The following is a 19714-nucleotide window of genomic DNA, read 5'->3' as shown; positions in this document are numbered from 1 at the left end:
AGCTCCGCCACGCGTGCGGCCTCGCGGGCCTCGTCGTCGGCCGCGGCGGCGCGCTCGTGCTCGCGCTCGGCCGCGCGATCCTCCTCGATGCCGTCCTCGATCGCGGCGGCCTCGGCCTCGTCGCGCTGCGCCTGCTCGCGCTGGCGCTGAAGCTCGGCCTCGATGCGCTCCTGCTCGAGGACGGCCAGGCGTTGCTCGAGCTCGTCGAGCTCTGCCTGCTTGGGGAACGGCTCCTTGGCCGCCTTCTGGGCGTCGGCGAGCGCGCGGTGGGCGGTCCCCAGCTTCAGCTCGATCTCGGCGGGGCCCTTCGCGTCCTTGGCGATGATTCGGTCCATCTGGGTGAGCACGGTGAACGCTCCTTTCTCTCCGGAGGGGAAGACCCTCTCCGACATGTGCACGTGTTTGGCGGGATCGACCGCAAGGCCGATATAGGGCAGCCAATCGTTGTCGAGGACGTGCTGACGGCGGCACACGACCGACAGGCCGCGGTAGGTCCCGATGGTCTCCTCGCGGCCCGGGCGGACGTCGTAGGCGGCGCGGCGCAGCGCCCGGATGGCCTCCTCCTTGTCGGCGATGTGCACTCCGCCGACGGTGAGGAAGCTGTCCTTGGAGCCGAGCGTCTGCTGACGGACCAGGTCGGCCTCGGAGAACGGGATCTGGTCGTCGGCGAGCATGTCCCGTTCGGCGGCAAGTGCATCGACCAGCGGTCGGTACTGCGTCTCGATCTTGTGCTGGACGTCGGCAAGGCCCTCCAGATGGGACTCCCTCATGAGTTTGAGCTGGCCGATCTTGTTCTCGACGTCCATGCGCTCGGCCACGGTGGGGTCGCCCTCGGCGATCTGCTTCATCTGCGCGAGCGACAGTACGGTCTCGTCCAGGTCGTCCATCGTTCGCACGGGCGACTTGTTCGTGAACACCTGGCTGATGAAGCGCTGCTTGCGCTCGACGATGGAGTAGAGGTAGCTGTCGAACGTGCCGGTCGAGACGTAGCGGAAGTCGTGGACGTGGTCGAAGCCGTTGCCCTGGCGCACGATGCGCCCCAATCGCTGCTCGAGGTCGGACGGTCGCCACGGGCAGTCGAGGTCGTGGATCGCGGCCAGGCGCGTCTGCACGTTCGTTCCGGTGCCCAGTGTCGTGGTCGACCCCAGCAGGATGCGGATATCGCCGCTGCGCACCTTCTCGTACAGCGCCTCCTTCTGCTTCGACTTGCCCTTGGCGTCGGTCACGCAGGCGATCTCGGGCTCGGGGACGCCGGCCTCGATGAGGCGGCGGCGCACGTCGTCCTGGATGTTCCAGCGCCCGGAGGCGGGCGTGGAGGAGTCCACGAACACGAGCTGGGCTCCGCGCTCGGCCTCGGTGCGCTCGCGGATGTCGAGGATGTTCTGCACGCATGCGTCGACCTTGCCGCCGGAAAGCGGCTCCATGTCGGGGTCGTCCTCGAGGTAGAGCAGCTTCGGGTCAAGGGCGACCTTCCTGCCGTCGCCGGTGATCTTGAGCATGTTGTCCACGCTCGGGTCGCAACCGGCATGGACCTTCTCGCCGCGCTTCACCAGCGCCTCGACCTCGGCGAGCTGTTCGGGCGTCGCAGGCACCGCGACCGCGTGGCTCTCGAGCTCGGGGAGGTCGAGGTCGAGGTCGTCTGCGGTCATGATGTCGCTGTAGCAGTGGAACGAGCTCATGAGCTCGGGGAGGTTCTGGAACCTGGCGAAGCGGCGTTTGATGTCCAGGCCGCCGCCCTCGGGCTTCGGCTCCAGTGTCTCGGTGACCTCGCCGAAGGTCTTGGCCCACGCGCTGAAGTTCGAGACCCCCTGGCTGGCCAGCAGGCTCGGCGAGAGGTAGCGCTGCATGTTGTAGAGCTCGGCCATCGTGTTCGTGACGGGCGTGCCCGTGGCGAACACGATGTTGCTGCCGCGCCCGCTGCCACGCAGATATTCGCACTTCATCAGGAGGTCTTCGCACTTGGCGGCGTCGCTGGTCTGCATGCCCGGAACCGAGCCGCCCGACACCGCGAGGTTCTTGAAGTAGTGGGCCTCGTCGACGAATATCGCGTCGCAGCCGACCTCCTCGAACGTCGCGCCCTCGAGCGTTTTGGATGCGTTTCGCTTCTCGAGCGACTGGAGCTTGCTCTTGAACTTGTCGCGCACGCCCTCGATCTGCTTGACCGAGAAGTCCTTCTCCCCGGCGCCGTCCTCCAGCTCCATGAGCCTGGATTCCTCGAGCTCGTCGATGCGCGCCGTGAGCGCCGCCTTCTGCGCCCCGTAGGACATCTGCAGCTTCTCGAAGCGGCTGAATCCGACGATGACGGCGTCCCAGTCGCCCGCTGCCGCCTGGCCCCAGAACCGGCGCACCGAGTCCGGGTTTTTCGCCGCGGCGTCGGTGAGGACGAGCAGCTTCGCGTCGGGGTAGAGCTTGAGGTAGTCGGCGGCCCACTGCTCGGTGAGGTTGTTCGGCACGACGATCATCGGCTTGCGGGCTCGCCCGAGGCGCTTGAGCTCGTGCATGGCGGCGATGCCGGTGAAGGTCTTGCCGGCGCCGACCGTGTGCGCGATCAGCGTGCCCTCGCCGTCCTGGATGATGCGCGCCACCGCGTCGCGCTGGTGCTTCCTGAGCTGGATGTCGGGCGACATCCCCGGCAGCGAGAGGTAGTCGCCGCTGTACGCGCGCGGGGCGACGCGGTTGAGCTTTCGGTTGTAGATGTCGGCGAGCATGGCCGCGCGGTCCTCGTCCTTCCAGACCCACTCGCGGAAGGCCTCCTCGAGCTCGCGGCGCTTGGCGTTGGCGGCGGCCGTGGCCACCGGGTCGGGGATCTTCTTCTTGGACTTTTCCGCGACCGGGTTGTAGTCGGGGTTGTCCTTCTCGATCTGGATAAGGCCGCCGTTGAGCGCGGCGGTGAGGATCATGAAGCAGTTGTAGGAGCCCACGCCCCACTTCTTCGCGACCGACTCGTCCATGCCGCCGCTGGCGGACGTGACGCTCCACCTGCCGGAGACCTCGGAGTAGCGGACCTCGAGGCCGCGCGCCTGGGCGGCGGTCTGGTAGCTGCCGCGCACCCGGCTCTCGTGCCCGTAGCCGATTTTGAAGGTCTCGAGCGCGAAGTCGCGGATCACCGACGCGGGTACCCAGGAGCTTCCGAGCTGGCAGGCGATTTGGCCGGGCACGAGCTTGACCGGCTGGACGGCCTCGAGGCGCGATTCCAGGTGCTCGAGGGCCGCGACGCGGTCCGGATCTACGGGCGGGACGGCGAGCTTGGCGGCCTCCATGAAGCGCGCCTTGTGCTCGCGGAAGCGCTCCAGGCCCTCCTCGGTGGCGAGGTCGGACAGCTTTGCCGGCTCGCCGGAATAGTAGTCGACCAGGTAGGAGGGGCGGCCGTCGCGGCGGAGCAGATCGGCTTTCGTGACACGGTCCTCGGAGCGCTGCTTCCGCTCGATGCGGTACAGGTACTCGACGGCATCGGGCGCCGCCCTGAGGGCGCGGGCCAGGCGCATGCCGTTCTCGATACGCGCCTCCCTCACGGAGACCTCCCCGTAGGACGAGCGGACGGGTGGCTCGATCTCGACGCCGGCGACCGCGCGGAAGGTCTCGAAATACTCCGACCTGTTGAGGATGCCCGAGCCGCCCGCGGCGAAGAAGGCGCCCAGCTCCTCTTCGGAAAGGCCGCTGTCGCAGACGAGGTACTTGATCGCGTGCGCGGGCGTCTTCGCGATGTCCGTGTTGATTTGGCCCGAATAGAAGTCGCCGAGGCCGCGGGCCAGCAGGTCGATCAGCGGGTTGCCGGTGGACACCGATGCGCGGTCGTCACCGTCTTGAACAGCGATCGGGCGCGGCCCGTCGTATGCCTCGAGCGCGAGGGGGATGAGCGCCGGCCAGCAATCCCAGCTGATGCGGCGGGCGCCGTGGTCGAGGCCTTCGGAGTGCGCGAAGCCGTCCACCGCGAAGCGCGACGTCGTCGGGTTCAGGCTGCTCTCCCATAGGTGCGTCTTGCGCAGCTGCGCGAGCGCGTCGCTGACGTCGCCGGGCAGGCCGTCGGCATCTACGGAGAACCCGAGGTGTTCGTTCCATGCCTGACGGGTCTGGCGCTCCGCGCGCCCGCGCTCGACGTCCAGCAGCGCTCGGACGTGCTCGAGCTTGCCGCCCACGTCGCCGGAAAGGTACTCGTCGGCGGTCATTACGTGCGTCGCGTCGTCGGGGTCGGTGACCGCGAGGTCACCCAGGCGCTCGAGCGCGGTCTGCACGTCGGTCTCCATGAGGTCGGCGAGGAAGTCCATATCGACCTCGCCGCGCGCGTCGATCGTGACGGCGAGGGCGTCCGAGGGGTTGCCGACGTGCTCGGGAGTGGGCGCCTCGGGGGTGACGAGACGCTTCTTGAGGATGTCCGCCTTGCCGGTCACCTCGCCGTTGGAATCCACCTTCTCGAGGCTCAGGAGGTTGAGTGCCAGCGAGTGGTCCGTGAACCCCTTGGAGGGGAACACGGCGAGGTTCTTCTTGGAGTTGATGCGGCCGTAGCGCTCGAGGAAGGAGTCGTATTCGGCGGAGAGTCCGGCGATGGCCTCCTCGACCTCGTCGTCGTCCGCGCCGGGGTCGCGCTCGAGGGCGAGCAGCGCACGGGCGCCGTCGCGCAGCGATAGCATGGCGCGGGCGCGCTCGGGGCCGGTCTTGCCGCCGCCGGGCGTGAAGGGCTCCACGGCGTCTTCCGTGCCGTACCAGATCGTGCCGTCCGCGGCGGCGGAAAACTCGAACTTCGTGGGCGCGGTCGGGACCGCCGAGACCCCGGCGGCCTCCTCGGCCGCGACCATCTCGACAACGCCGGCGCGGTCGACGCTGTCGCGCAGCAGGTCGGAGACGCGGTCGCCGAGGGCGGCGCCGCCGCCCTTGAAGCTGACGCCGAGCGTCGGGCCCATGGGACCGCTGACGATCGACATGTCGCCGACGGCGCGGCCGGGATGCTCGTTGAAGTATCGGTTGATGTTGACGGTGTCCTCGAAGGGCGAGGTCTCGACCCACTCGGGAAGCTCGTCGTCGGAAAGCGCGATGGGCTCGGGGCGGCGGCGCAGCAGCAGGATGTCGCTCAGCGCCTCGGTTCCCGCCTGGCGCTTGAACGTCTCGGCCGGCAGGCGCACCGCGCCCAGAAGCTCGGCCTGCTCGGCCAGGGCGCGGCGGGTCGCGGTCGAGTTCTTGTCGAGCGTGTAGCGGCTGGTGAGCACCGCGACGACGCCGCCGGGGCGCACCGCCTCGACGCTCTTCCTGATGAAGTAGTCGTGGATCGGCATGCCGTCGATCTTGATGTCGCCGCTGTAGGGCACGTTGCCGATCGCGGCGTCGAAGGATGCGGGGGAGACCCGGCACTCCTCGAGGCCGGCGGCGGTGATGTGCGCCTCGGGGCAGAGCGCCTGCGCGATGCGCGCCGAGATCGGGTCGAGCTCGACGCCGTGGAAGTCTAGGGCGAGGTCGGCGGGCGCCAGGCGCATGAAGTTGCCGGTGCCGCAGCCCGGCTCTAGGATCGCCGCGGGCGTGTCGCCCTGGCCGATGCCGGCCTCGCGCAGCGCGTCGTAGATGGCGCCGATGACGGGCGCCGGGGTATAGAAGGCGGTGAGGACGGTATGGCGCTGGGATGCGAACTCGTCGTCGCTCAGCAGTTCCTTGAGCCTGTCGCGGACCTCGCCCCACTCGCCCTCGGCCTTCTCGGAGAAGGCCTTCTGGGCGCCGCCCCAGCCGGAATAGGCCTCCATGGCGGCGATTTCCTCGGCGGTGGCGCGGCCGCGCTCCTCGGCGGCGGCAAGCGCCTCCAGGGCCGCCAGGTTCTTCCTGGCTCGGGCGATGGGGCTGCCGGCGCACTGCGAGTCCACGCCCGCGGCGGCATCGATGGTCCCTGCGGCGTCGGCAGGTTCATCGATAGGCGTCGGGGTCTCGGCCCCGGCGGCCTCTACATGGCCTCGATGATCTCCTTGATCGCGATCTCGGTCGCCATCGCCTCGGCGGAGTTCGCCTTCTTGATGAAGCTCGGCAGGTCGCTCGAGCGGAGTTCCGGCGTCGCCCCGCAGGATTTCATGCAACCCGGCGTGAGCTCGCTGATCCGGTTGCGGTACGCCGTCTCGATTTGCTCGAGGTAGGATTCCGTCTCCCCGGATGCCTTCAGCTCGGCTACCTGCTCCGGTAGGTTGTCCAGCATGAACTGGTACCTCATGCCGCGGACTCCGGTGTACGGTTGCTTCAGGACGGCCATCTTCGTCTCCCTTCCAAGATGCGTCGGCGGGCGGCTCGCCCGCGATTTGGTTTACATAAGACCGCGACTCGGCGGCTTTGTCAACGGCATTCTCCGTGTTTTCTGTCATGGCGAACAGGAAGTCGTCGGTTATGGCGAAAAGGGAGAGCTGTCCTTCTGCCTGAAGCGTCTTGCGGGAGCGGCGCGCCATCGGTGCCTCGCCTTCATGGTCGGGTTTGCGTTATCTCGGATACCGTATCCCCATGGGCCGCCGCCGCCAACGCGCTTTCCCGAACGGGAAGCGCCGGCCCGGGAGAGCCCGTGCCGGCGCCATGGCGTCAGATGTCGTTCTCTATCCCGGGTATTCAGATATTGACGGTTGACGTTGGAAGGAATTAACCACGGACCTGAAATTAACTTTATGCCGTGGGTACGATTGCGATTATGGACAGTAGTTATCTAGGTTGGTGTTGTTTGGCAAATGATCAGAAGCGTATTCGTCGCAAGGAACCGAAACACTGGCTTCCATTCGCTGTTCGAGGTAATCGGGTCCGACAATCCGGTACCGGCGACAGCGCCTATGGACTTCGATCTGGCCGAGCACTTGCTTCGCTGGGGCACTCTTGACGAGCTCGTCACGGCAATTTCGGAGTCCGGTCCCCTCATCGATCGCAGTATCTATAAAGAGGAGAACAGGCGGTTGTCCATCAACGAGGCCATCGAGGTCGTGGAGGAGTCCATCGGCGGCGAGCGTGGTTTCACGCGTTGCGACGAAGGCTTCCTCTATCTCCAGCTGTGCCTTGAGGGGATGTCTGCGACGGGCAGCGCCTCGTCTCTTTATCCGTCTCGGGCCTCCGTCTCGCACGATATCGAAAGGTACGGCCTTATCGAATCCGATGGCCTTGCCGAGCTGAGAAGGTGGCGAGAGGCCGATCCCGGATGCACTGTCGTGGTCGAGCCCCTGGAGGATATCGTGCTGTGCCGAAACCTCGGGTCGTTGATACTGAGGCTGACGGCGAACATCAGGTCCGGATGCGGTGACGTACTCGAGAGAAGCGGTTTCAGGCACTTCGACAAAATACACCGATCCCGCATCGCCGGGGAGCTCGAGGACTCCTATTATGTCTTGCCGTTTCAGCATAACTCGTCTTTCGACATGACTCTCAACTACTCGTCGAAGTGGTTCGAGAACGTCTTCAGCTATATGGTCATCAACCCGTTGGAGACGCGAATTCTCGACCTGAGGCCGAAGAAGGGCAAGGTTCTTTTCGGATCGGTTCCCAACGCGGTCCTGATAACCGATCAGATAAAGACCGGCGAGGGCGCGCCGTTCTTCGACATCGGCTGGAAGCCGGAGGTCGAGAAGACCCAGTTGTATCTCGGTATCGATGACGGGGGCACCCAGAGAGACGAGGCGATTTCCTTCGTTGAGTCTGTTGCCAAAATGCTGGCAGGGCTGACGACGAAGGACGGCAATCCGCTTGGCTGGTCTGTAGGCGAACCTTCGATTTTCGATGATGAACCGGCACCCAGATACCATTTCCACTCGACGGCGGCGGCGATGTTTGGGGCAATCTTCTACCGATACGGCTGTGTCCCCGCGACGTGCAAAAATTGCGGGAACGGCATTTTGGTTAAAACCAGGGGGAAGAGACGCGAGTTCTGTTCCCCGTCGTGTAGGACGCAGTATTCGAACCGAAAGGCGGGAGTCTAGAGGAATCCGCCTTTCGTTCTGGCGATGCGCTCTCCCTCCTCGCCGGCGCCGGCCCGGGCCTCCCCGGCCGGTTTCTTTACTGCATGCAGGAACATTCGGACTTCCGGAGATCAGTGGCGCGCGAGATGCGTGGCGGCATCTTCCATCTGGACATGGCTGCGCCGTGCGGCAGCCGCCGCCCTATGCGCTAGGTCGACCGGACTTTCCGCCGAAGCTTCCGGGCGTTGCTCCGCACCGGGTTTCCTATTGGGGGTATTCGCGCCCACATCGCCCTTCTTTTCCATATCCAAGGCCTCCTTCTCACTGAGCCCGCTGAGGACCGTGCAGGTGCCGCCGAACCTCGCGAAGCCCCAGCGGACGTCGGCGAGGGCTTCCGATGGAGTATGGTCGTCATCCGCGAACGTCTCGAATCTCTTGAAGACCTTGCCGGCTAGGTCGCGCGGGGTCTCGAAGACGAGATCGGACATGTAATCGACTCCGTCGAGCCACTTCCCCTCACGTAAGAGATCGTCCTTTCCGACCTCGAACAGGAACGTGAGCCGGGTCGAATCGGGTTCCTCCAGATCGAACTGTGACGTCGCCGCCATGGTCTCGAGCCTCTGCGAGAAGACCGCGACGTCGTCTTCCCCGATGAGCGCGGCGGCCCGGTCAGCCGGCATCTGCCTTACATTGAAAGCCATCACACATACCTCTTTCTATCTGTGTACCTTGATATCAGCGCTTCCGGTCTCGCCGGCCTGCGCCGCCGCCTTGGCGGCAGCTGCCATGGACGCGGGGCTCACGCCCTTCGAGGCAGGCGGCGCCACGGCCTCAACGACCGCGCCGATCTTCGCCTCGATCTCGTCGCAGTGCACGGAAACCCTCTCGCACTGTTCCTTGACGTACCTGAGGGCCGTCGGGACGGGGACATCGAGCTCTCGCATGGCGGTCTCCGCCTCGGCGGAAAGCAGCGCGAGGTCGAAGTCGCGGGCGAGCCGTGCGTCCGGCATGTCGTGGCGGATGGAGACGATGGAGCCACCGAACGAGAGGGGGGAGAACTGGAAGCCGTGCCAGCCTCGGCGCCTCGAGCTGAACGTGAGGACGGTTCCGGCCTGCGGTCTCGCGGTCGCGAGGAAACCGTCGGCGAGCGTGCAGGAGATCTCGATGTCGCGCCCGTGGACCGTGGCGGTGCCGAGCTCGCGGGACCTGTCGCCTCCGAGCGTGCGCATGACGTTGAAATCGTCGACCATCAACCGGTCGAAAAGCACCACGTCGACCGACGAGGCGCGAAGCCCCTCCATCTCGTCTAGGAACGCCAGGATGCCCTCCTGCGCCTGCGCGCCCATGCCCTCGATGAGGGGACGTGTTCGATCGAGCCTCGCGACGTCGATGAGGGTGAGGTCCTGCACGAGGCGGCGGGCGTCGACCTCGCTGACCGAGGTCTTGAAGTTCTCGCCGATCCACTGCGAGGCGGCGAACGGGTGGCCCGCGAAATCCATCAGCGAGGCGCCGGCCCCGCCGAACTCGATGCAGTTGCGGCGCACCGATTCCGCCACGGACTTCGCCGCGGCGTCGATCGCGAACGCGTCGCGCCCGTCTGCGTAGCCCTCGGCGACGCGGTCGAGCCCGAGCAGGCGCGCGCCGGCGAAGATCTCGGCGCTGGGGTAGATGGCCGCGTCGGCGACGCCCTCGCCCAGGCCCTCCAGCGTGCCGTCGTTGCAGATGAGCGCGCCCGAGGCGCGGTCGATGAAGGCCTCGCTGCAATCGAAGCCGCCGTGCTCGGACTGGAAGGCGAGGCAGATATCCCCGCCGTTCGTCATGATTGCGTGTTTTCTGGTCATGATTGCTCCGGGAATCTAGTGCTTGGGCCCGTGCGTCTGCGCGGGCTCCTCTTCGGCGGGTTTGGCCTCCGGGACCGACTTGGCGATTTCGCGGGCGGCAGTCCACATGTCGATGCCCTCCGTTGCACGCATGCGGAAGTCTTCGTCGAAGTACTCGGCATCGGCGCGCGCATGCTCAAGCGCGGCCTCGGCGAACATGGTGCCGATTGCCGCGGCGGGATTCTCGTAGATGCCCGTCTCGTCGACGAGGTCCATGGCGATCAATTCGTCGATGCCGCTCAGAAGGGAGCGCTCGACCTCATCGGCCAGCTCGTAGTAGTCATCGAGATAGGAGGCGGCGGCGTCGGAATAACACATGCCGTCGCCGTGGCCGCCCTCCTTCCACTCCCTGAGCTTACCCTTTGCCTCGGCGTAGGCGGCCTCCCTGGGGTTGATGGCCTCCGGCAGCTTGAACATGTCTACGAACTTCGTATCCGCGAGCAGGCGCCCGAGCGCGCGCTGGTTCTGCTCGGTAGCGACGGCGAGCGCCCCGAGGAGCACCGGCATGTCCAAGTCCTTGAGCTTTTCGTAGAACGCGAGCTTGTCGAGCGCGATAGAGCTGTCCTCGGCGCGGCGGCACGCCTCCAGCGCCTCGCGATACGGGTCGAGGTCGGCCAGCTCCTCGCGCACGCGGTCGCGGACCACCCCCAGGGCAAGCTCGGATGCCTTGCAAATGGGGGAGGTGATCAGGAAGAAGCCCGTTTCGTCGGAGAGCTGGAAGGACAGCGACTTGCGCCCGTCCCTATATTCCTGGATCCCGGCGGTCCATCGCCCACCGGACATGTTGGCAGCAAGTGCGGCCATGCGTTTGACGGACTGGGTGAGCTGACGGTCCAGCTCTACACACTCGTCCAAGTAAAGGGACCCGGAAAGCCAGAGTTCGGCCGCTTCGCGGTTAGAGAAGGTTTCGCACGTCCAGGTGTCCGGATCGAAGTCGTACGCCTCCCAGGTGGCGATGCCGAGTTCGTTGCCGCAACGTCGGACGAGGTTGCGGCCGGTTTCGGTTTCCGTTCCGGGCTCAACGACGCGCGTGCCGACCTCGCCGTAGAGCGAGGCCATGCGCTCCGCTTCTTCCTTGTCGCTGACGTCGTAGTTCCACAACATGGCGGTCGGTCCTTTCATCGGGCGCCTCCGGCACCGCGGGTATACTCGCCCTCGATGCTATCCGCGCTGGGCCCCGACCGCACCCGCACTTGTCCATGTTTCCCGAACGGGAAGCGCCACGGCGCACCCTCGACGTCCTGGAACACGAAAGGGAAGAGCCGCCGCCAGATGGGCGACGGCTCCGGGGTTTCGCATATGGTTTCTCATTGCCCCTTGGGGCAACACAGCGTGCGCATCTACCCGAAAAGTTCGATGAGCTTTTCGGCCTGTCGCTGCCCGATGCCCGCGACGCGGCGGGACTCCGCGATGCCGATCGCGGTCATGGCGCTTTGCGCCTTCGCCGCGCCGACGCCCGGCAGGGCCATGAGCAGCCGCTTTGCCTTGATGCGCCCGACGACGGGGTTTTCCTTGCCCTCGGCCAGGGCGGCCGCGATGCCCACCTCGCCCGACTTGACGCGGCCAAGGTACTCGGCGCGCGCGGCGCGCAGCTCGGCGGCGCGCTTCAGCGCGGCGGCCCGCTGCTCGGGGGTGAAGTTGTTCCCGAAGGCGGCCTTCTTCTCGGTCATGGTCGTTTCCTTTCAGTCCTGCGGCCCCGCGGCCGCGTGCCGCCTAGAGCCATTCGACTACGGTGTCGCCGGAATGGACCGAGGCGAAATCGACGCACAAGGTCCGGCGGCGTCCCGGCTGCCTGTGCCTGCCGTCGTCCACGGTGAAGATCGCGAAGCTGTCGAACACCTGCGCGAGCGTGCAGCGCACCTTCGCGAGATTCGCTGCGGTGCCGCGTTTCAAGCCCATGTGCCCCGAGATGGTCGCCCGGCGGCCGACCTTGTCCCGGAACTGCTCACGGTACTCGGCGATTGTCAGCCGCCCGTCCCTTGAGGGGTCGCACTCCCATCCGAACAACTACACCGCCCCCATGCCGTGCATATGGGCGGAGCGTCCGCCGGCAGGATCGATAGTCGGCTTCATAGGTGCTCCCGCTTTCCGGAGATCCTTCAGATACAGCAGGAGGTATACCCCGCAATCGTCCAAAAGATGCGCTCGGCCCGCAAAAACCTTGCATCCTCACGACCGGATATGGAGAAATAGGGCGGACGGATAGAACGCCGCGCCGCGGGGTAGAATCGATGGCAAGCGGAACCCGATCCTCAGGTAGTCACGCTTTCGGAACGCGGGCAACGCAGGTGCGACGCCCCGGGGCCGGGCGTAAACGGCCCCCTCCCTTTCCTGCAAAAACATCTCCGATAGCAAGCGCCGCCCTGCCGAAACCGGCAGGGCGGCCATCCACTCATCCGCAAGAGGGCCATGGGCGATATGTACCCGGATGCCATGCTTACGGGCTGCCGACAATCGTCCCAACGGATCGTCGTTAATCGTCCCAACGTAGCAGGTGGATGCCCATATTTGATTGGCTGGAATTTGAAGAGGCGACGCACCTCAAGTGCAGGCGCGCGTCGGAATTGAAGTAGAAAAAAGGCCGGGGTTGCAGCCCGGCCTTCAAACCTGAAATCTGCATCGCCCGCGTAATCGGTTAGCCACCTGCGCGGAATCCGCTTCCTTCACCTGCGATTCTATCCGATGAACCCAGATTGATACATAGATGCCCGGGGTGGAGCCCGGGCATCTAACCAAACCAGAAAACTAGGCCGCCCACGCTCTCGATACTTACACGGGATGCGTCGTTTCCTGTTGCCATTCTACCCGACTCCGGTTAGATGCAGTCGCGTCATACCCGATTTAAGCGAGTCGACACCGGCCGTCCACCGATCCCCCTAGCGCTTCGCGAGCGCGGCGATAGGCTCGGCGCGCTGTGCTTCCGTGAGGCAGTCCGCATTGCGGGCCACGAGGCGCACGGCCTCGTCCAGCTCCCGGTCGCAGGAGGTTCCGATGACGTCCGACGGTTCCACCCCGAGGGCGCGCGACATCGCGGCAATCGTGGCCGGCCACGGCAACCTCTCGCCGTTGACGTACCTGCTCACCGAGGCAGGGGTGAGGGCTGCTGCTTCGGCAAGCTCCTTTTGGCTCATGCCCCGTTCCCTGAGCAGTGTGGTAAGGTTCCACCCGATCAATGTCGCCATTCGCTACTCCCTCCTGTTTGGCGATAGGAGCCGCCTATCGGTAATCCCGATAGATATCGTTCCCAAAAATTGAGCACTCATAGTCCATCACGGCCTATTCAGAGTCATTCCAAACAATATCCAGTTTGCAACGCGAGGCATCGCGCAGATCGTTTCTGCAATCGGTGGCTGCCGCTTTCCGGTCGAGACGAGCCCTAGCGCGTTGCCATTCCTCAAGCTGATACAATACCGACGGGGCGCACCGCAAATGGGGATTCGCCCTAGCGCGTTGCCATTCCTCAAGCTGATACAATGGCGGGCGGTAGGATACCGATCTCGCGGAAGCCCTAGCGCGTTGCCATTCCTCAAGCTGATACAATGCCGCCCGCGCTCGTCCAGCTCGACGGGAAGCCCTAGCGCGTTGCCATTCCTCAAGCTGATACAATGAAGGGCACCGACGGCCATTACCTGCTCAAGCCCTAGCGCGTTGCCATTCCTCAAGCTGATACAATTGATGAATGAAGCTGAAACCGACTCGCTGAGCCCTAGCGCGTTGCCATTCCTCAAGCTGATACAATTCGGCGAAGGTCACGATCCAGAACGCCTAGGCCCTAGCGCGTTGCCATTCCTCAAGCTGATACAATCGGCTACGATCGTTTCAGGCTTCACAACTAGCCCTAGCGCGTTGCCATTCCTCAAGCTGATACAATCCGCGGCACCAGCTGATGAGGTAGCCGCCGGCCCTAGCGCGTTGCCATTCCTCAAGCTGATACAATGTTGAAAGCCCCCTTAGTCGCGACGTTATAGCCCTAGCGCGTTGCCATTCCTCAAGCTGATACAATTCGACAAGATGTATCAAACTGGCAAATCGGGCCCTAGCGCGTTGCCATTCCTCAAGCTGATACAATGTCCACCCACGAAAAAAGCCCCCTAGCAGGGGGCTTTCTGTTTTCAAATTGTGAAAAGGGTCGAAAATCGATCATTTTCGCGTCACCTCGGTGCGTTTTTCTGAAAAAGGGGAGGAGAAAGGAGATCACCCGCAGGGCGCAAAAACACCCTGCGGGATATACTCCGCGAGTGACCCGTCTTTGACGGGCCCTCTTGCCCAAACGTTACTCGTTGCCATTCCTCAAGCTGATATGGAGACGTAGGGTAACGTTGCCGATACTCATGATACCCGATAGACTTAGTGGGAGAACGGACGGCCCTCCTGCCATATTTTCAACAGATTGGACCGCTTATGAGGCAGACGGTCACGATACGCAACCCCAGGCACCTGAGCCTGAGGGACAACAGGCTGGTTATCCGCGAGAAGGATCCCGAATCGCGCAGCGATAATATACTGGCCGAGATCCCGCTATCCGATATCTATGTGGTGATCATCGACAGCCCGCAGATAACTATGACGTCTGCCCTGGTTTCCGAGATGAACGACGCAGGGATAGGCGTGATGTACTGCGGGAGGGACCATATGCCAAACGGTCTGTGCCTGCCCCTCGGCGCCCACTCGCGCCACGCGGAGATCGTGGAGCACCAGCTTGCCATCCCGAAACCGCTGCGCAACCGGCTGTGGAAGAGAATCGTCGTCTCGAAGATCCTGAACCAGGCCAGGGCCCTCGAGCTGAGCGGAGGAGACGCTTCGGACGTTGCGAAGGTCAGGAACTATGCCGCCGAGGTACACAGCAACGACAGGACGCACCGGGAGGCGCCTGCAGCGGCCGACTATTTCGCCGCAATGCTCCCGTATGGAACGAGGAGGGAGGGGCCCATGGCCGCCCCACTCGACTACGGCTACGCCGTCGTGAGGGCGGGTATCGCCCAGTGCGCGGTCTCGCACGGCTGGCTCGTCTCGAGGGGTATCAACCACCACAGCGCCGACAATGCCTTCAATCTAATAGATGACATGATAGAACCCTTCCGCGCAGCTGTGGACCTCCTTGTGGTCACAGAGAATATCCTTGGCCCGCTGACGCCGACCGACAAGGCGAAATTGACAGCGGTGACCTCGGTGCTCGTGCGCATAGACGGCAGGGAGTGCCCGATCCAGATGGCAGTGGACGTCTTCTGCGAGTCGCTGCGTCGCGCTATCGAGCTGAGGGATGCCGACATGCTGCTGACGCCCGAGCTCATCGGGCTCGAGATGGAGTCTGCGAACAGGATGAGGGCGAGGGGAAGGATATGAGGATCATGCGCCTGCTTGTTATGTTCGACCTGCCGACGAAGACGAAGCGCGACAAGGACCGCTATATCAGGTTCAAGAGGTTCCTCGAGGACGACGGCTACATGCGCGAGCAGAACAGCATCTATACGAGGAGCCTGCTGTCGAGATCGTCCGCGGCGGCCCACAGGGACCGCCTGCGCGATCATATCCCGCCCGCCGGCAGCGTCGTGGCCATAGAGCTGACGGAGAAGCAGTACGTCGACCGCGAGATCCTGGTCGAGACACGCCCAGAGGGTCGTACCGGGATGGATTGCGCAGGCCAGCTCTTCCTGGAGTTTTAGCCGAGAGAAAGAGGGGAGGCCGGAACCTCCCCTCGTAGCCGTTATTCCGCCTGAGCGCCTGCGGCCCGCTGCGCCAAGAACGACAGCCAGCAGAGCCCAAGGCAGTCCTCCTGCATAATAAAGATATCGGGTCGCCATTTCGACGGCGTCGAAAAGCGCTCATTGGATAGAGGCCCGGTTATTTGAAGCTGCTTCGGGTTATAACTTTGGTTCGCAAACGTGAAAATGGCCCCATTGGAGACATTATACGAATGGAACCTAGCGGCCTTCCCGTCGCACACGAGCACGTCGCCGCGCCTGATCGTCATCCTCGGCGCGTCCTCGGGCACCTCGACGGTACCCCACAGATCGATCGCTTTCTCCTTGGAAAACGCCCTCATGGTGCGAATCTCCGCATCGCGGTGAGGGATGTCGATGCAATAGACCGGGTCGAACGACCACCTGCCGTGCTTGCCGGCCGAGGCATCGAACACGGCATCTAGGGCGCACATCTCGTCAAATTTCCGGCATCCGCCCTGTCCGTCCTTCCACATCGTGGTGGCCTTGTTGACCTTCCGCTCGACGATCCTGCCGTCCTTGTCCCTCTTGACGGTGAGGTAGAGGTCCTTGCCGGCCTCGTCGCGTCCAAGATAGGGGTAGACCGTGTCCTTGAGCACGCTGCCTGTGACGGTGTTCGGAAGTGTGAGCGTCGGCACGATACACGGGATCCAGGCATCCACCTGCTCCTTGAACTCCGGATAGGGAAGCGAGTCGCTGAAAAGCCGCTGGCGCACGTCGGCGCGGGCATGGCCCTCGTTGACCAGCGCCACGTTCTTCACGATGCCGGGGGTGCAACAGGCGATGACCGCCGCATCGACCGCATGGTGCCTATCGTCTTCGCGGTTCTTCTTGCCGTCCGGCCCAGTGATACCGATGTTCCAGACACTGCGCATAAGGGCGGTCGCACCGCCGGCGACGCAGAACACATGCTCATGCCCGTCCTTAGCAAAGGGCAGACACTCCCTCAGCCACTTGGCGAGCGCTACGGACATGTAGCGCGTGTCGTTGAGGTTGCGTTCGATGAAGTCGCCGGCGCGCTCGACAAGGTTCTCGCAGGTGAGATTGGCGAGTTTCTTTCGGGCGTACCGCCTGGGCTCGCACATCTTCGCCCAGCGCTCCATCCGGCCGCAGAACTCGCCCCAGTCCGGAGCCGTGGGCTCGCCCGAGGTCATCCACTCGTAGGGAGAGCGGTTCGACTTATCTCTATTGGACTTGGTGAGGCAGAGTACCTTGTTTGCCTGCGAGTCGTCGCAGGTGCGCGAGACCGGCAGGATATGGTCGATCTCGGCGTATCCGCGTTCCTCGAGCATGCGCCTGAAGTCGATGCCGGCGCCCGTATACGGGTCCTTGCCGCCCTGCTCGCGGTAGAGCTTGACCAAGGCGAGGTCCCGGCCGCGCACATGGTGGTCGTCGGGAAGCCCAAGGAACTCGATGATATCCCTCTTGGCCTGTTCGTTGAGCTCGAGCCTCGTCCTGTTGCTCTCCGCAACGATCTCGCGCTCGTGCTTTGAGCGCTTGAGGTCACGGGCGACCTCGACGCGGATGACATCCGGCAGCCCATAGTGTCTTATGACGGAGTTGACCATGCGCCGCACCTGCGCCGTCGCGCGGAGCACGACGGGGTTCCTGCACGTCGGGTCGTAATCGGAGAAGGCACACAGCAGCCCGTCGGCCGACCCACCGCGCTCCTCGGCGAGCATGGCACGCGCCTGTGCGAGGCCGGAATCCTCCTCGGCCTGCCTGAGCGATGTGACGCGGGGGTCCTCGAGCGTGCCGCGGAGCATCTGGAGGGCTTCCAGGCTCGCGCTCGCATAGCCCGAGAACAGTCGCGCCGAATAGGGCAGGTCGATGATGGCCTCAACCTCGTCGTCGGTGAGGGCCAGCGGGGCGAGCCGCCCGGCGAGCGATGCCGCCGACGATGCGAAGGTGAGCGCCGAGCAGACCGCGTCGGCGTCGTCGATATGGTCATGAAGCCGCTCGAGCAGGTCGCGATGACCTTCATACAGCCCCGCACACAGCACGGCCCAGGCGGGCAGGGCGATGCAGTCGCGCTTCTCCTCCTCGACGGGGCGCCCCTTGAACGAATCGCCCTCGGAAAGACCCAGCCTGCGGCGCAGGCCCGACCATTTCAACGGCTTTACCGATTTCTTTACGGCGAAGAGATCCCTCACGATTTCAATACGGATGTCGCCCGGGATGGTGGACGAGGTGCCGTCGGCATGCAGGATGACCGCATTGCAGAGCGTCTGGTGTGCACGCACCACCTCGAACGAGATCGTGGAAGTGGCCCCGCGCCTGTACGGCGCGCCGCGGTAGGTGCAGAAGCCCACCTTGAGGTAGGTCGACATGTCGCGCTTGCTCGTGTCGGTGAGCCATGTCAACTCAGCGATATAGCGATCCTCGAGCGCTTCGTTGGCGATCTCGCTGCCGAGCTCGCGCTGGCGCGCGAAGATCGTGCGCACCTCGTCGACCGTCATGCCGATGTCTGCCGTATAGCTGTAGTCGCCGGCCCTGTTGCGCGAGCGCGGCTGCGCGGCGAGGTATTGCCCGAAGGTCTCGCAGCCGCCGTCGGCGAGCTCCGCACGGTTCGCTGCGAGCGCCTTCTTGACCTTGCCGGCATCGTCCTCCTTGTCCGACTTGCCGTGGTCGATATACCCGCGATGGCTCGCGAACGAGTACAGCACTCGGGCGAGCTCACGGGGGTTCAGCAGATAACCGAGAGCCTTGGATCTCAGTCTTACGACCGTGCGCTCGTCACGGCGCGCGCTGAACCACTCGCCGCCGGCGTCGGCTGGGATGAGGCCGAAATCGGCCAGCACGGCCCTGATGGCCTTCTTGCGCCGCCCCTCGCGCATGATGTTCCTGCGGACCGAACGGGCACTGCGCCTCACCGACGCCAGGCTCTCGGGCGCCGCGGTAGCCTTCTTCTTGTCGACGACGGGCGACTTGAAGAGGTGGCTGGCCATCAGCACGATCTCGTGGTTGAGGATGTCGACGAGGCACAGGCCTGTGCTGGCCACGCCGATATCGATGCCCGCCCAGATTACCCTGTCCTTCGACCTGAACTCCTCGGGCGTCATGAGCGCGGTGGCGAAGGCGCCGGGGTCGAACCCAAGCTCCCCGATATCCGTACCCGGGGCTTTATCCATTGCGGTATCCAATCTATCCGCGCGCGGTCTCCTTCCTCCCGCGCATTTCCAGACCTTTTACCCCGGATACCCCGAGCTCACACCCACAAAAAACGGCCCGCACCGCTTCCAGCCGATTACCCGCCATGCACAGCCGCGAGGCGTTTCCCACATCCGGCGGGCCTACGGGACGGATGGGGTCCCTCCATGCCGCCGCCCATGGAAAACGCGAAGGTAGACCGGGCGCGATTCCCAAAAGCCAGCCATCGCGTTCGATAGCCGCAAGCAGAAACCGCCGGCAATATTTGGCATGCGACCGGGCACCCTGGTCGAAAGACTACTTCACAGATAATTAGCGGACAACCGGAAAGGAAACCCAGTCATCGTGATATAACGCCTCCTAAAAGCGCTTCTGGGTTTTCAAGCCGATTCCGTGCTTGGCCATAATCGCCAAAAATAGGGCCCCGGCCAAATGGCTGGGGCCCTATTGCCTGGTTCGTTTAATTCGTCGGTCGTTACCATGACCAATTTCGGACGGTATCGCCTATTTCCTTTGTTCCGGGCGGGCGATCTTGGCCGGCCGGTCGTCCGGGTCGAAGGACTCGGCCCGGAACTCGACGCATCCGGTGGCGCCGCGCGGCGCCACGAAGAATCGCCAGGGCTTGAGGGCGATATCGAGTGACACGACCTCGAGCAGGCCGGACTCGTCCTCACGAACCCACACGACGTCGATTGGCACGCGCATCATGCAGGTGTGGATGGAGCGGCAGTTCGGGAAGTACAGTCCGCAGGCCTCGGGGACCTCGCGCTTGAGCATGAGGCCGCAGAAGCGCTCGAGAAAACTGCGGCAGGTATGGGTGAGGATCGGGGCCCTCTTGCCGGAGAGCGTGACGGCCCAGGCCTCGTCGAGATATCTATCGTTCATATCCGGTAACTCCTAGAAGAACTCGCCCAGCTGCAGGATCATCGGCGTGAGCATGAGCATGATGATCGAGGGCAGCATGAGCAGCAGCATGGGGAAGAGCATCTTGGTGGACAGCTTGTTGGTGATGTCGTCGACCTTCAGGCGGCGCTCGGTGCGCACGGACTGCGCCTGCATGCGGATGATGTCG

General features: G+C 64.2%; 13 protein-coding genes and 1 CRISPR repeat array. Of the genes, 3 read left to right on the top strand and 10 right to left on the bottom strand.

Features of this window, described 5'->3' with window-relative positions; all coding sequences use genetic code 11:
* Together DW178_RS10365 and DW178_RS10360 are read right to left on the bottom strand one after the other, a co-directional pair.
* The coding region (locus DW178_RS10365; RefSeq protein WP_158574190.1) for a helicase-like domain-containing protein at window positions 1-5843 on the bottom strand (5843 nt) is incomplete at its 3' end.
* Between the two features lie 77 nt (window positions 5844-5920).
* Window positions 5921-6220, bottom strand: coding sequence for a TnpV protein (locus DW178_RS10360; protein WP_114619907.1), 300 nt, complete (start codon window positions 6218-6220; stop codon window positions 5921-5923).
* A gap of 559 nt (window positions 6221-6779) precedes the next feature.
* On the opposite strand from DW178_RS10360, the gene DW178_RS10355 reads away from it, so the two are divergent.
* Window positions 6780-7913, top strand: a complete 1134-nt coding sequence (locus DW178_RS10355; RefSeq protein WP_286168670.1) for a hypothetical protein — start codon at window positions 6780-6782, stop codon at window positions 7911-7913.
* 110 nt (window positions 7914-8023) lie between these two features.
* On the opposite strand, the gene DW178_RS10350 is transcribed toward DW178_RS10355, so the two are convergent.
* The 6 genes from DW178_RS10350 to DW178_RS10325 form a co-directional block, all read right to left on the bottom strand.
* Window positions 8024-8593, bottom strand: coding sequence for a hypothetical protein (locus DW178_RS10350; RefSeq protein ID WP_118351260.1), 570 nt, complete (start codon window positions 8591-8593; stop codon window positions 8024-8026).
* Between the two features lie 15 nt (window positions 8594-8608).
* Window positions 8609-9733 carry a hypothetical protein gene (locus tag DW178_RS10345; RefSeq protein ID WP_286168669.1) on the bottom strand — a complete coding sequence of 375 codons (1125 nt, stop codon included), beginning with the start codon at window positions 9731-9733 and terminating at the stop codon, window positions 8609-8611.
* Window positions 9734-9748: 15 nt separating this feature from the next.
* Complete coding sequence (locus DW178_RS10340) at window positions 9749-10876, bottom strand: hypothetical protein (RefSeq protein ID WP_118351255.1); 1128 nt, start codon at window positions 10874-10876, stop codon at window positions 9749-9751.
* A gap of 236 nt (window positions 10877-11112) precedes the next feature.
* Entirely contained in the window at window positions 11113-11442 is a 330-nt protein-coding gene (mihF, locus tag DW178_RS10335) for an integration host factor, actinobacterial type (RefSeq protein WP_118351252.1), read from the bottom strand.
* A gap of 43 nt (window positions 11443-11485) precedes the next feature.
* Window positions 11486-11779 carry a hypothetical protein gene (locus DW178_RS10330; RefSeq protein WP_118351250.1) on the bottom strand — a complete coding sequence of 98 codons (294 nt, stop codon included), beginning with the start codon at window positions 11777-11779 and terminating at the stop codon, window positions 11486-11488.
* 869 nt (window positions 11780-12648) lie between these two features.
* Window positions 12649-12954 (bottom strand): helix-turn-helix domain-containing protein, encoded by a 306-nt coding sequence (locus DW178_RS10325; protein WP_118351247.1) that lies wholly within the window; start codon window positions 12952-12954, stop codon window positions 12649-12651.
* Window positions 12955-13145: 191 nt separating this feature from the next.
* A CRISPR array of direct repeats spans window positions 13146-13841; the repeat unit is 36 nt; unit sequence GCCCTAGCGCGTTGCCATTCCTCAAGCTGATACAAT.
* A 332-nt stretch (window positions 13842-14173) separates the two neighbouring features.
* Here DW178_RS10325 and cas1 point away from each other — a divergent pair.
* Both cas1 and cas2 read left to right on the top strand, forming a co-directional pair.
* Complete coding sequence (cas1, locus tag DW178_RS10320) at window positions 14174-15115, top strand: type II CRISPR-associated endonuclease Cas1 (protein ID WP_118351239.1); 942 nt, start codon at window positions 14174-14176, stop codon at window positions 15113-15115.
* A 5-nt stretch (window positions 15116-15120) separates the two neighbouring features.
* A complete protein-coding gene (cas2, locus tag DW178_RS10315) occupies window positions 15121-15435 on the top strand; it encodes a CRISPR-associated endonuclease Cas2 (protein WP_158574189.1) in 315 nt (104 codons plus the stop codon).
* Window positions 15436-15476: 41 nt separating this feature from the next.
* On the opposite strand, the gene cas9 is transcribed toward cas2, so the two are convergent.
* Both cas9 and DW178_RS10305 read right to left on the bottom strand, forming a co-directional pair.
* The gene (cas9, locus tag DW178_RS10310) at window positions 15477-18623 is read right to left on the bottom strand and encodes a type II CRISPR RNA-guided endonuclease Cas9 (RefSeq protein ID WP_118351235.1); all 3147 of its coding nucleotides are present in this window, start codon (window positions 18621-18623) and stop codon (window positions 15477-15479) included.
* Between the two features lie 523 nt (window positions 18624-19146).
* Complete coding sequence (locus tag DW178_RS10305) at window positions 19147-19527, bottom strand: DUF192 domain-containing protein (RefSeq protein WP_117716699.1); 381 nt, start codon at window positions 19525-19527, stop codon at window positions 19147-19149.
* Between the last annotated feature and the right edge of the window lie 187 nt (window positions 19528-19714).

The sequence above is a fragment of the Eggerthella sp. AM16-19 genome (genome assembly GCF_003474385.1).
Taxonomy (GTDB): Bacteria; Actinomycetota; Coriobacteriia; order Coriobacteriales; family Eggerthellaceae; genus Senegalimassilia.
This window is presented reverse-complemented; position numbering and strand designations above follow the sequence as displayed.

Bases quoted from the DNA above. Each gene is read 5' to 3' on its own strand.
- DW178_RS10360 (WP_114619907.1), bottom strand. From the start codon at position 6,220: ATGGCCGTCCTGAAGCAACCGTACACCGGAGTCCGCGGCATGAGGTAC.
- DW178_RS10355 (WP_286168670.1), top strand. From the start codon at position 6,780: ATGGACTTCGATCTGGCCGAGCACTTGCTTCGCTGGGGCACTCTTGAC.
- DW178_RS10350 (WP_118351260.1), bottom strand. From the start codon at position 8,593: ATGGCTTTCAATGTAAGGCAGATGCCGGCTGACCGGGCCGCCGCGCTC.
- DW178_RS10345 (WP_286168669.1), bottom strand. From the start codon at position 9,733: ATGACCAGAAAACACGCAATCATGACGAACGGCGGGGATATCTGCCTC.
- DW178_RS10340 (WP_118351255.1), bottom strand. From the start codon at position 10,876: ATGTTGTGGAACTACGACGTCAGCGACAAGGAAGAAGCGGAGCGCATG.
- mihF (WP_118351252.1), bottom strand. From the start codon at position 11,442: ATGACCGAGAAGAAGGCCGCCTTCGGGAACAACTTCACCCCCGAGCAG.
- DW178_RS10325 (WP_118351247.1), bottom strand. From the start codon at position 12,954: ATGGCGACATTGATCGGGTGGAACCTTACCACACTGCTCAGGGAACGG.
- cas1 (WP_118351239.1), top strand. From the start codon at position 14,174: ATGAGGCAGACGGTCACGATACGCAACCCCAGGCACCTGAGCCTGAGG.
- cas2 (WP_158574189.1), top strand. From the start codon at position 15,121: ATGCGCCTGCTTGTTATGTTCGACCTGCCGACGAAGACGAAGCGCGAC.
- cas9 (WP_118351235.1), bottom strand. From the start codon at position 18,623: ATGGATAAAGCCCCGGGTACGGATATCGGGGAGCTTGGGTTCGACCCC.
- DW178_RS10305 (WP_117716699.1), bottom strand. From the start codon at position 19,527: ATGAACGATAGATATCTCGACGAGGCCTGGGCCGTCACGCTCTCCGGC.